We start from the raw sequence: 11,831 nt of genomic DNA, 5'->3' as shown, positions 1-11,831 counted from the left end.
GCGCGGCGCGGGACGGCGTCCGGGGAGGGCCGGTGCCGCTCGGCGGGCCGGCCGGGCGCCGGGTCGGCGGGCAGCAGGCCGGAGGTCTCCAGGTACTGCCGGCCGCGCGGGGTGAGGTCCCAGGCGTTGTGCCGCCACTCCTTGCGGCGCCACACGACGCCCGCGGACAGCAGCTTGCGGCCGACGCGGCTGATCTCGGTCTCGTCGGTGCCGAGTTCGGCGGCGAGCTGCTGGTTGGACAGGCCCTCCCGGCGGGCCACCGCCACGAGGAAGCGCGCGGCGTACCCGTCGGGCTGCAGCGCGAGCTGGAGGCCGGAGGGCAGCCGCTTCAGCGCCCAGTGCACGACGTCGATCAGCCCGAGGATGCGGCCGTGCTGCTCGCGCTGCGCGCCGTCGAGGGCGTCGACGTCGAGATAGTGGCGGTGCAGCCACTGGAGACCGTCCTGGCACTCGGTCAGGGCGGGCTCGTCCGCGCTCAGCGAGGCGTCGGTGATCAGCATGCCGAGCGCCGAGAAGTGGCCGTCGCTGATGATCTTTGCGTGTTCCATCGCGTCGATGAGGCGCCGGATCTCGGTCCTGCGGTCGCGGTGGTCGGGGGCGGTGTCGGTGGACGGGTTCACGGCTCACTCCTGGGTCGACGAGCATCGCCGGACACCTCCAGGGTGCGCCTGTGCCAAGTGAATGTCAAGTGATGGGCGCCGCACGCGCCTCGGCCGCTCTGTTGCGGACGACACGGTGCCGCGCACGCGGGAGAGTTAGCATCGACCCACCACCAGTGACCGTGCCTGTCGACCCCCGGGGGCGCTTATGCAGGATCAGTTGGCAGCAGCCGCGCATCCGGCCGAACCAGCTGATCTCTTCGTCCTGCTCTACGACGCGATGCCCGACGACGTCTTCCAGGGCTGGACGGCCACCCGGTGGTACGAGGACGAGCTGGTGCGGCGGCGCGCGAACGAGATCGGCGAGATCGTCCTGGACCGGGGCGTCCTCGACCCGGCCGTCACCGAGGAGATGATCGCCGAGTACGGGGACCGCGGCCGGTTCATGCTCCTGCTCGGGCTCGACATCGCGCTCGCGCACGCCAGCCCGTACGCGCCCTACCACGGCGCCCCCGCGCTGGCGGGCGTGCTCGTCAACTACCTGACCGAGGGCAGGCTCAACGGGCCGGGCACGACCGGCGCGCTGCTGCCCCGCTGCGCCTTCCCCGGCCGGCCGCGCGGGCTGCGGTCGAAGGCGGAGTTCTTCGGCGTGCACCGCGTCCCGCAGGCCGCGTGGGACATGATCGAACACGCGGTCCTGCCGACCGTGCAGGACCCGCACTTCAGCCGGGACGAGCCGATCGCCGTCGGCTGCGCGCCGGTGCTGGAGACCTACGACGACGTGGAGATCGAGTTCGCCGAGCGGGACGGCGCGACCGTCTACCGGCTCCGCCCGATGGACTCCTCGGGGCTGCGCAGCCGGATCAAGGCGATCCTCCGGACGCTGGACGAGTCCGGCGCGCAGCTCGCCGTGATGCCCGAGGCGTCGCTGTCGGACCCGCTGCTGGAGCACTGGAAGGAGGTCGCGTTCGACACGGCCGGGCGCGACCGGAACCGCCGGCCGCTGCGGTTCCTCCTGCTCGGCAGCGGCCCGCTCGGCGGCGGCGACCCGCCGCCGAACCGCGCCGTCCTGCTCGACCGGTGGACGGGCGGGGAGCTGCTCGTCCAGGACAAGATGTCCGGCTTCACGCTGGACGCCGCGCAGATGCGGCTGTGGCGGCTGCCCGACCCACCGGACGCGGGCACGGCCGCCGAGCACATCCAGCCCGGCCGCAAGATCAGCGTGCTCGACTCGTCCCTGGGCCGCCTCGCCGTGCTGATCTGCGAGGACCTCGGCCGGTCGATCCGCTGGGACCGCGAGCTGCTGGCGTGCGGGGTGTCGCACCTGCTCGTCCCGATCTTCTCCAAGCCGATCCTGGAGCACCGCTGGGAGGAGCAGGGCGCCGAGGCGCGGGTCACCGAGCTCGGCGCCTGGGTGGCGGTCTCCAACAGCCTCGCGGTGGGCGCCGCGATCCCCGACGGCGAGCTGCCCGGCCCCCGCCACACGTGCCTGGTCGCGGGCCCGCGGAGCCTGACCCGCACCGCCTACGCCACGGAGCTGCAGTTCGGTGCCGCGCGGACGGGCGCGGAACTGGGCCGGCTGCCGACGTCGGAGCTGCCGCGGGTGCTCCCGGGCGCCGCCTACGACGCCTGGCACGACCACTGGCGCGACGCTAAGTAGGCGGCTCGACCACGAACGCCTCCGGGCTCGCCGCCGCGCCGGCCGGGGTGCGCACGACCGGCGACGCCGAGGTCGCACCCTCCGGGACGACCGCCCGGATGAGCGTGTCCGTCACGTCCGCGGCCGGCGACCGCACCGTGCCGAACAGCACGTCCGTCGCGGACGCCAGGCCGGTCCCCGTGATCGTGACCCGCGTTCCGGGCGGGCCGCCGGCCGGCTCGATCCCGGTGACCGTCGGCGCCAGGACGTGGTCGCGGCCCTGCGGCGCGGGCGCCAGCAGGGTCGCGAAGACACTGTGGAACTTCTCCGCGGTCTCCCGGGAGAACTGGCCGACCAGCGCGGCGATGGCCGTGATCCCGTACGGGTTGATGTCGGCCGCCCCGCCCGACGGGGACGTCAGACCGCCGCGCACCACCAGGTAGACGATGAGGCCGAACAGCGCGCCGACGAACGGGAGCAGCAGGTACATCGCCAGCCAGCTCCGGCGCAGCGCCCGGTTGCCGACGTACCAGTAGAACGACCGCAGGACGTGCGCGATGCCGCCGAGCGCTCCGCCGGCCATGACGATGATGAACAGGCTCGTCTCCCGGGACAGCGTCGGCGACCAGCCCGGGAAATGGGCGGTCTTCGCACCGGGGGTGATCTCCGTGCGCCCGTCCGGGCCGATCCGCGGGCCCTCCGGCCACGCCTGGACGAGCACGACCACCAGCACCGCCGTGGCGATCAGCAGGACGGCGAAAACGGCGACGATGTCGCGGGTGCGGGCGTACTTCCCGCCGGACGACTCCGGCGGGGCGGGCGGCTCGGTCACGGCCCTCCTCGGTGGTTCGGAACGGCCTCCAGCCGGTCATCCAATCGGGCCCGCGAAGCGTTTCACAAAGGCCGGGTCGAGCGTCGCCCAAGATTGCGACAATCCGTTGCAAATTGGTGGAGTCTTCATTAACGGTTCGCCGACCCGCCGATGCCCCGCCCTACTCTCCCGCCATGCGCCGAACAGCAGCAGCACTCGCGACCGTCCTGGCCGCCGGCCTCGCCGCCGGCGTGCCGGCGGCCGCCGCGGCGGAGCCGCCCACCTGCGGCACTCCCGCCGACCACCAGATCGCCGACGTCCAGGGCAGCGGGGGCGCGAGCCCGCTCGCCGGGCGGACCGTCCGGGTCGAGGGCGTCGTCACCGCGGACTTCCAGCGGTCCGACCAGCTCAAGGGCTTCTTCGTCCAGGACCCGACACCCGACGCGGACCCGCGCACCTCCGACGGGCTCTTCGTCTACTCCACCACCGAGGTCTCGGTCGGCGACCGGGTCCTCGTCACCGGCAAGGCCGTCGAGTACAACGGGCTCACCGAACTGTCGCCCGTCTCGGCCGTGGACGTGTGCGGCACGGGCCGGGTCGCCCCGGCCCGCGTCCAGCTGCCGCTGCGCGGCGGCGCCGCGCTGGAGCAGTACGAGGGGATGCTGCTGCGGTTCGGGCAGCGGCTCACCGCCACCGAGGTCTACCAGCTCGGACGGTACGGGGAAGTCACCGTCTCCGCGGGCGGCCGGCTCTTCCAGCCGACCGACGGCCACGGTTCGACGCAGGCGGGGAACGACGCCCGGAAGCTGCTCGTCGACGACGGGTCGAACGTCCAGAACCCGGACACGATCCCCTACACCGACCCGCGCGTGCTGCGGATCGGCGACTCGACGCAGGGGCTCACCGGCGTCCTCAACTACGGGTTCGGCGAGTACCGGCTCGAACCGACCCGGACGGCGCACTTCGCCGACACCAACCCGGCGCGGAAGAAGCCCCGGCATGTCGGCGGCGACGTCCGCGTGGCGAGCTTCAACACGCTCAACTGGTTCACGACGCTGAACAAGCGCGGCGCCGACACGGCCGAGGAGCAGGAGCGGCAGCTCGCCAAGCTGACCGCCGCGCTCAAGGGCCTGGACGCCGACGTCGTCGGGCTCATGGAGGTCGAGAACAACGGCGACACCGCCGTCAAGGCCATCGTCGACCGGCTGAACCGGGAGGCCGGCGCCGGGACGTACGCGTGGGTGCGGCACCCGTACCCGGGGACGGACGAGATCCACGTCGCGCTCATCTACAAGCCGGCGAAGGTCGCCCCGGCCGGCGCCGCGCGCTCGTCGCAGGACCCGGTCTTCGACCGGCCGCCGCTGGTGCAGACGTTCCGGCCCGCGTCCGGCGGGACCGCGTTCACGATGATCGTGAACCACTTCAAGTCGAAGGGATGCGGCGACGCGACCGGCCCCGACCTGGACCAGGGCGACGGGCAGGGCTGCTACAACGCCCGCCGCGTCGCGCAGGCCGAGGCGATCAAGGCGATCGCGGACGGCGTGCCGAACCCGCTCGTCGTCGGCGACCTCAACGCCTACACGGCCGAGGACCCGGTGAAGGTGCTCACCGGCGCCGGGCTCGTCTCGCAGACGCAGCGGTTCGTCCGGCCCGCCGACCGGTACAGCTACGTGTTCGACGGGCAGTCCGGCGAGCTGGACCACGCGCTGGCGGGCCCGGGCCTGTCGCGGCGCGTGACGGGCGCGACGATCTGGCACATCAACAGCGACGAGCCGGTGTTCCTCGATTACAACACCGAGTTCAACCCGCCGGAGTTCTACCGGCCGGACGCGTTCCGCTCGTCCGACCACGACCCCGTCCTGCTGGGCCTGAACCTGCGCTGACCCCGCACTGAACGTGCGCCGACACTCTGCCGGGGCCGGCCGTCCGAAAGGGGCGGCCGGCCCCTCGCGCGGGACGATCACGACGCGTATGATCCAGGTCACATTCTAGAGATCGGTGCGCTGAGATGACCGAAACCGCCCCCGCCGCCGCCTCCGCCCCCTCGCTCGCCTTCGGTATCGGCCCGGACGGGACGTACACCCGCTCCGGACAGGCCACCGCCTTCGTCCTCGGCCTCCTCACGACGTTCGCGTTCCTGCCGCTGACCGTGGTCGCCGCGCTCCTCTACACGCGCGCCGAGACCCGGTTCACCGAGGACCCGGCGCGGGCGCGCACGCTCGTGAACTGGTCCTGGCTCTGCGTCACCGTCCCGGTCGTGATCGCCGTCGCCGCCGGGGCCGCCGTGGCACTGGCCAGGTAGCCGGGAAGAGGACCGGCTCCGGGCGGGTTGGCACCGGGTATGAGCGTGCGCTTCTCCGTCCTCGACCTCGCCCCCGTCGTCAGCGGCTCCACGTCCGGCCAGGCGCTGCGCAACACCCTGGACCTGGCCCGGCACACCGAGCGGCTCGGCTACCACCGGTACTGGCTCGCCGAGCACCATGCGATGCCCGGCATCGCCAGTTCGGCGACCGCCGTGCTCATCGGGCAGGTGGCGGCGGCCACGTCCCGGATGCGGGTCGGGTCCGGCGGGGTCATGCTGCCGAACCACGCGCCGATGGTGGTCGCCGAGCAGTTCGGGACGCTGGAGGCGCTGTACCCGGGCCGCATCGACCTCGGCCTCGGCCGCGCGCCCGGCACCGACCAGGCCACGGCGCTGGCGCTGCGCCGCTCCCCCGAGGCGCTGTCGGTGGACGACTTCCCCGAGCAGGTCATCGAGCTGCGCAACTACTTCGGCGCCGACAGCAAGGTGACGCCCGCCGCCGGGAACGAGCCGCCGATCTGGCTGCTCGGCTCCAGCGGCTACAGCGCCCGCCTCGCCGGCCTGCTCGGGATGCCGTTCGCGTTCGCGCACCACTTCAGCGCCGAGAACACCGTCCCGGCGCTGGCGCTGTACCGCGACTCGTTCCGGCCCGGCGCGCTGGACGAGCCGTACTCGATGATCGGCGTGTCGGTCACCGCCGCCGACACCGACGAGCGGGCGCGCGAGCTCGCGGCGCCGCAGGCGCTGTCGTTCCTGCGGCTGCGGCAGGGCCGGCCCGGTCCGCTGCCGACGCCGGAGGAGACCGCGGCCCACCCGTACACGCCGCTGGAGCGGCAGATGATCGACGCGCGGCTCGCCGACCAGGTGATGGGCTCGCCGCCGACCGTCCGCAAGCAGCTGGACGCGCTGATCGGGCGGACCGCGGTGGACGAGGTCATGGTCGTCACCCAGGTGTTCGACCACGCCGACCGGCTGAAGTCCTACGACATCCTCGCCGGCCTCTACGAGGACGGCTTCGCGCCCGGCCCCGCCTGAGCCCGGTCAGTCGTCGAACGCCTCCGCGAGGATGTCGAGGCCCTCGTTCAGCAGGTCCTCGGGGATGACGAGCGGCGGCAGGAAGCGCAGCACGTTCCCGTAGGTCCCGGTCGTCAGGACGAGCAGGCCGCGCTCGTGGCAGCGCTTGGCGACCCGCGCGGTCAGTTCGGGGTCGGGCTCCTTCGTGCCCTCCCGCACCAGCTCGATCGCGACCATCGCGCCGCGGCCGCGGACGTCCCCGATCGCCGGGTGCCTCCCGGCGAGGTCGCGCAGCCGGGGCAGCATGATCTCGCCGATCCGGCGGGCGCGCTCGGTGAGCTTGCCGTCCTCGATCTCCTCCAGGACGGCGAGCGCCGCCTCGCAGGCGAGCGGGTTGCCGCCGTAGGTGCCGCCGAGGCCGCCGCCGTGCACCTTGTCCATGATGTCGGCGCGGCCGGTGACGGCGGCGAGCGGCAGCCCGCCGGCGATGCCCTTCGCGGTCGCGACCAGGTCGGGGACGATGCCCTCGTGCTCGCAAGCGAACATGTCGCCGGTCCGGGCGAAGCCGGTCTGCACCTCGTCGGCGATGAACAGGATGCCGTTCGCGCGGGCGAACTCCGCGAGAGCGGGCAGGAACCCGGGCGCGGGCTCGATGAACCCGCCCTCGCCCTGGATCGGCTCGATCAGCAGCGCCGCCACGTTCGTCGCGCCGATCTGCTTGCTGATCCTGTCGATGGCCTCGGCCGCCGCCTCCGGCCCGCAGTCGTCCGGGCCGGTCGGCCAGCGGTACGGGTACGCCAGCGGCATCCGGTACACCTCGGGCGCGAACGGGCCGAACCCGTGCTTGTACGGCATGTTCTTCGCGGTCAGCGTCATCGTCAGCAGCGTCCGGCCGTGGTAGCCGTGCTCGAACACCACGACCGCGTCCCGCCCGGTGGCGTACCGGGCGACCTTGACGGCGTTCTCCACGGCCTCCGCGCCGCTGTTCACCAGGAACGACCGCTTCTCGTGGTCGCCCGGCGTGATCCGGTTGAGGTTCTCGCACACCGCGACGTACGACTCGTACGGCGCGACCATGAAGCAGGTGTGGGTGAAGCGGTCGGCCTGCGCCTTCACGCGCTCGGCGACCCGCGGGTTGGCGTTGCCGACGTTCGTCACCGCGATGCCGGAGCCGAAGTCGATCAGCGAGTTGCCGTCCGCGTCGACGACCACACCGCCGCCGGCGTCCGTCACGTACACGGGCAGGACGCTGCCGACGCCGGGCGGCACGGCCGCGGCCCGGCGCTCCTGCAGCGCCCGGGAGCGCGGTCCGGGGATCTCGGTCACGACGCGGCGTTCCTGCGGCAGACGGCCGCCGCTTGCCCCAAGGGCAGAGTCCTGGCTGGTCATGGCCTGAACATAAGCCGGGGTCCGCCTACGATGAACCGTACGGGACGGCGAAATCCGTCCGGCGAGGTAGACACTTTGCACAGGGATTGAGATGCCGCCCACTCTGGCCGCCGTGGCCGCGCTCCGCCAGCTCGGCCTGCGGTCCCGCACCGGCCCGCTGCCGGACGCCCCGGTCGTGTGGGTCGCGGTCAGCGAGCTGGAGGACCCGACCCCGTTCCTGGAGGGCGGCGAACTCGTCCTCACCACCGGCATGCGGCTGACCTCCGCGAACGCCGCCGCGTACGTGGCGCGGCTGGTCGGGCGGGGCGTCGCCGGGCTCGGGTTCGCGGTCGGGGTCATCCACGAGACGATCCCGCCGGAGCTGCTGGCGGCGGCGCGCGACCAGGGGCTCGTGCTGCTGGAGGTGCCGCGCCCGACCCCCTTCATCGCGATCGGCAAGGCGGTGTCGCGGATGCTCGCCGCCGAGTGGTACGAGGACGTCACCCGCGCCTACCAGGCCCAGCGGGAGCTGACCCGCGCCGCGCTCACCGGCCCCGGCGCCCTGGTGACCCGGCTGGCGCGGCTGCTCGGCGGCTGGGCGCTGCTGCTGGACGCGTCCGGCGCCGTCCGGCACGCCGAGCCCGCGGGCGCCCGGAGCCGCGCCGCCGCGCTGGCGCCCGAGCTGGCCCGGCTGCGGCCCCGTCCCGCCGCGAGCGTCTCGCTGGCCGTCCCCGACGACCACATCGCGGTGCAGCGGATCGGGCTCGGCGGGCGGCCGCGCGGCTTCCTCGCGGTCGGGACGGACGCGCCGCTCCCGCACGCCGCGCACACGATCGTCGGCGCGGCCGTCGCGCTGCTGACCCTGCAGTCGGAGACGCCCCGCACGGGCCGCGAGCTGCGGGCCTCGCTCGCCGCGCTGCTGCTCGGCCGCCCGGACGAGGGGCCGTCGGTGCCGCGCGGGCCGGTCCGCGTGCTGGCCTGCGCGGGCGGGACGGCCGTCCTGGACGCGCTGGAGTCCGATCCGGCGGGGGCGCGCTGCCCGGCGCTTCCGCTGGACGGGCACTGCGCCGTGATCGTCCCGGACGAGCTGGCCGGCGCGGTCGAGGCGCTGCTGCCCGGCCCGATCGGGGTCAGCGCCCCCGCCACCGGGGACCTCGCGGCGGCGCTGCGGCAGGCGGAGCAGGCCCTGGCCGCGGCCGCGCAGACCGAGCAGGACGTGCTCCACTACACCGACCTTCCGGGGCAGGGCGTCCTCGGCCTGCTGGAACCCGGCCTCGCGCATGCCTTCGCCGACACACTTCTCGCACCACTCCGCGAGGAGGACCTGGTGGAGACCGTCCGGGCCTATGTCGCGGCCAATGGGCACGGCGAGGCGGCGGCGCGCGCGCTGGGGGTCCACCGGCACACCCTCCGCGCGCGGATGCGGAAGGCGGCCGAACTCCTCGGCCGCGACCCGGACGATCCGGCCGTCCGCGCCGAACTGTGGATCGCACTCGCCGTCATGTCCAGTCGGAGCGGTCAGATTGGCCATCGTGGAGACTCGAAATCGGGCCCGCCGCGACTAGCGTGAACGGCATGAACGCGACCCCATTCTGGCTGGCCGGCCGGCCCGAGACCGGTGACGGCGAGCTGACCGTGACGCACCCCTACGACGGCCGGGTGGTCGGGACGGTGTCCGTCCCGACGCCCGCGCAGGTGGAGGAGGCGGTCGCCGCGGCGGACGCCGTCCGCAGGCAGGCCGCCGCGCTGCCGCTGCACGCGCGGGCCGAGGCGCTCGCGCACGTGTCCGCGCGGATCGCCGAGCGGGCCGAGGAGATCGCCCGGCTGATCACCGCGGAGAACGGCAAGCCGCTGCTGTGGGCGCGCGGCGAGGTGAACCGCGCGATCTCCACCTTCCGGTTCGCCGCCGAGGAGGCCCGCCGCTTCAGCGCCACCACGCAGCGGCTCGACACCGACCCGGCCGCCGAGGGCCGGATGGCCTACATCACCCGAGTGCCGAAGGGCCCGGTGCTCGGCATCTCGCCGTTCAACTTCCCGCTGAACCTCGCCGCGCACAAGATCGCGCCGGCGATCGCGGCGGGCACCCCGATCGTCCTGAAGCCCGCGCCCGCGACGCCGCTGTCGGCGCTGCTGCTCGGCGAGCTGCTCGCCGAGACCGACCTGCCCGCCGGGATGTTCTCGATCCTGCCGGTGCCGAACGACCGCGCGTCCGACCTGGTGGACGACCCGCGGCTGCCGATCGTGTCGTTCACCGGTTCGGTCCCGGTCGGCTGGGCGATCAACGACCGGGCGCCGCGCAAGCACGTCACGCTCGAACTCGGCGGGAACGGCGCGGCCGTCGTGCTGCCGGACGCCGACCTCGACTGGGCCGCGGGGCGCATCGGGCTGTTCGCCAACTACCAGGCCGGGCAGAGCTGCATCGCCGTCCAGCGCGTCTACGTCGACCGCTCGGTCTACGACGCGTTCGTGCCCAAGCTCGTCGACACCGTCGCCTCCCTCGTGACCGGCGACCCGTGGGACGACAAGACCCAGGTCGGCCCGCTCGTCAGCCAGGAGGCCGCCGAGCGCGTCGAAGCCTGGGTGGACGAGGCCGTCGCGGCCGGCGCGAAGATCCTCACCGGCGGCACCCGCGAGGGCGCGGCCTACGCGCCGACCGTCCTCGCCGACGTCCCCGCCGACGCCAAGGTGTCCCGCGAGGAGATCTTCGGGCCGGTCATGCTCGTCCAGCCCGTGGACGGCGTCGACGAGGCGTTCGACCTGGTCAACGACTCCAGGTTCGGCCTCCAGGCGGGCGTGTTCACGCGCAGCCTCGACATCGCGTTCCGCGCGCACCGCGAGCTCGACGTCGGCGGCGTCGTGATCGGCGACGTCCCGTCCTACCGCGCCGACCAGATGCCCTACGGCGGCGTGAAGGACTCGGGCGTCGGCCGGGAGGGCCTCCAGTCGGCGATGGCCGACTACACCGAGGAGAAGGTCATGATCCTCACCGGCCTGCCGCTCTAGCCGTCGCCGCGGCGCCCTGCGTACAGCCCGGTGCGCAGGGCGCCGGCGGCCTCCGACAGCGCCTCCCGGAACCGCCCGCCGAGCGACCACATGTTCGCGAACCCGTGGATGAGGTCCTCCTGCCGCCGCACCGCGACCGGCACCCCGGCCTTCTCCAGCCGCTTCGCGAACTCCTCGCCCTCGTCCCGCAGCGGGTCGAACCCGGCCGTGGCGAGGTAGGTCGGCGGGAAGCCGGTCAGGTCGTCGGCCAGCATCGGCGACGCCTTCACCTCGGCGCGCCGCTCCACCGGGCAGTAGCGGTCGCCGAACCAGTCCATGTCGGCGTCGGTCAGGTAGAACCCCTCCGCGAACACCTCCCGCGACCGCCGCCGCCCGGACAGGTCGGTCGCCGGGTAGAACAGCAGCGCGAAGTCGGGCCGGCGCTCCGCCAGCACCCCGACGACCGCCGCGAGGTTGCCGCCCGCGCTGTCGCCGCCGACCGCGACGGCCGTGGGATCGGCGCCCAGGTCCGCGGCATGCGCGACCACATGCGCATAGGCCGCGAGCGCGTCGTCCGGCGCCGCCGGATACGGGTGCTCGGGGGCCAGCCGGTACTCCACCGACAGCACCCGCACCTCCGCGTGCACCGCCAGATACCGGCAGACCGTGTCGTGGGTGTCGATGTCGCCGATGACCCAGCCGCCGCCGTGGTAGAAGACGAGCAGCGGCGACCCCTCCGGGAGCCCCTTCGGCGTGTAGAGCCGCGCCGGCACTCCGCCCGCGTCGACGCTCCGCGCCGCCACCGGCCGCGCGGGCGCCTTCGGCAGGTACACCCTCGACCGGGCGAGCCCGGCCCGCGCCGCCTCGACGGTGCCGCCGGCGAGCCGCCGCTCGCCCTCCAGCCGCATCATCGTCAGCAGCAGTTGCGCGTCCAGCGCCAGCCGCTGCCCGTCCCGGCGCACCGGCGCCCCGACGATCAGCCGCTTGACGGCGTCCGGCAGCGCGAACACCCCGCGCAGCATCCCGCCCGCCACCGAGGGCGGCACCATCTCGACCAGCGACGCCATACGAACCTCCAACCCCAGGGATCAAGCCACCGTACTCCCCAGTAGCCGT

The 11,831-nt window shown here is 73.9% G+C and carries 10 protein-coding genes; 6 read left to right on the top strand and 4 right to left on the bottom strand.

The genetic code is table 11. The annotated features are described in order from the left end of the window. A partial coding sequence (locus E1284_RS32385) for a hypothetical protein (RefSeq protein ID WP_131943966.1) occupies nt 1-620 on the bottom strand: 620 nt, incomplete at its 3' end. Between the two features lie 199 nt (nt 621-819). On the opposite strand from E1284_RS32385, the gene E1284_RS32380 reads away from it, so the two are divergent. Next, complete coding sequence (locus E1284_RS32380) at nt 820-2,259, top strand: carbon-nitrogen hydrolase family protein (protein WP_131943965.1); 1,440 nt, start codon at nt 820-822, stop codon at nt 2,257-2,259. On the opposite strand, the gene E1284_RS42685 is transcribed toward E1284_RS32380, so the two are convergent. Continuing rightward, on the bottom strand, nt 2,252-3,070 hold the full coding sequence (locus E1284_RS42685; RefSeq protein WP_131943964.1) for an IPT/TIG domain-containing protein: 819 nt from the start codon (nt 3,068-3,070) through the stop codon (nt 2,252-2,254). The two genes, E1284_RS32380 and E1284_RS42685, sit on opposite strands and share 8 nt — an antisense overlap. Before the next feature lie 173 nt (nt 3,071-3,243). On the opposite strand from E1284_RS42685, the gene E1284_RS32370 reads away from it, so the two are divergent. From E1284_RS32370 to E1284_RS32360, 3 genes are all read left to right on the top strand, one after another. Next, complete coding sequence (locus E1284_RS32370) at nt 3,244-4,932, top strand: ExeM/NucH family extracellular endonuclease (RefSeq protein WP_131943963.1); 1,689 nt, start codon at nt 3,244-3,246, stop codon at nt 4,930-4,932. A 125-nt stretch (nt 4,933-5,057) separates the two neighbouring features. Continuing rightward, nucleotides 5,058-5,351 carry a hypothetical protein gene (locus E1284_RS32365; RefSeq protein ID WP_131943962.1) on the top strand — a complete coding sequence of 98 codons (294 nt, stop codon included), beginning with the start codon at nt 5,058-5,060 and terminating at the stop codon, nt 5,349-5,351. 39 nt (nt 5,352-5,390) lie between these two features. Continuing rightward, nucleotides 5,391-6,386 carry an LLM class flavin-dependent oxidoreductase gene (locus tag E1284_RS32360; protein WP_131943961.1) on the top strand — a complete coding sequence of 332 codons (996 nt, stop codon included), beginning with the start codon at nt 5,391-5,393 and terminating at the stop codon, nt 6,384-6,386. Between the two features lie 6 nt (nt 6,387-6,392). On the opposite strand, the gene gabT is transcribed toward E1284_RS32360, so the two are convergent. Next, nucleotides 6,393-7,754 carry a 4-aminobutyrate--2-oxoglutarate transaminase gene (gabT, locus tag E1284_RS32355; protein ID WP_131943960.1) on the bottom strand — a complete coding sequence of 454 codons (1,362 nt, stop codon included), beginning with the start codon at nt 7,752-7,754 and terminating at the stop codon, nt 6,393-6,395. Between the two features lie 91 nt (nt 7,755-7,845). On the opposite strand from gabT, the gene E1284_RS32350 reads away from it, so the two are divergent. Together E1284_RS32350 and E1284_RS32345 are read left to right on the top strand one after the other, a co-directional pair. Further along, nucleotides 7,846-9,303, top strand: a complete 1,458-nt coding sequence (locus tag E1284_RS32350) for a PucR family transcriptional regulator (RefSeq protein WP_131943959.1) — start codon at nt 7,846-7,848, stop codon at nt 9,301-9,303. Nucleotides 9,304-9,308: 5 nt separating this feature from the next. Beyond that, nucleotides 9,309-10,736, top strand: coding sequence for an aldehyde dehydrogenase family protein (locus E1284_RS32345; RefSeq protein WP_131943958.1), 1,428 nt, complete (start codon nt 9,309-9,311; stop codon nt 10,734-10,736). Here the strand turns inward: E1284_RS32345 and E1284_RS32340 are convergent. Next, nucleotides 10,733-11,782 carry an alpha/beta hydrolase gene (locus E1284_RS32340; RefSeq protein ID WP_207924077.1) on the bottom strand — a complete coding sequence of 350 codons (1,050 nt, stop codon included), beginning with the start codon at nt 11,780-11,782 and terminating at the stop codon, nt 10,733-10,735. The two genes, E1284_RS32345 and E1284_RS32340, sit on opposite strands and share 4 nt — an antisense overlap. Between the last annotated feature and the right edge of the window lie 49 nt (nt 11,783-11,831).

This window comes from Actinomadura bangladeshensis (assembly GCF_004348335.1).
In the GTDB taxonomy this organism is placed as follows: Bacteria; Actinomycetota; Actinomycetes; order Streptosporangiales; family Streptosporangiaceae; genus Spirillospora; species Spirillospora bangladeshensis.
Note: the sequence above shows the minus strand (reverse complement) of the source record. Positions and strands in the feature narration are given on the sequence as shown.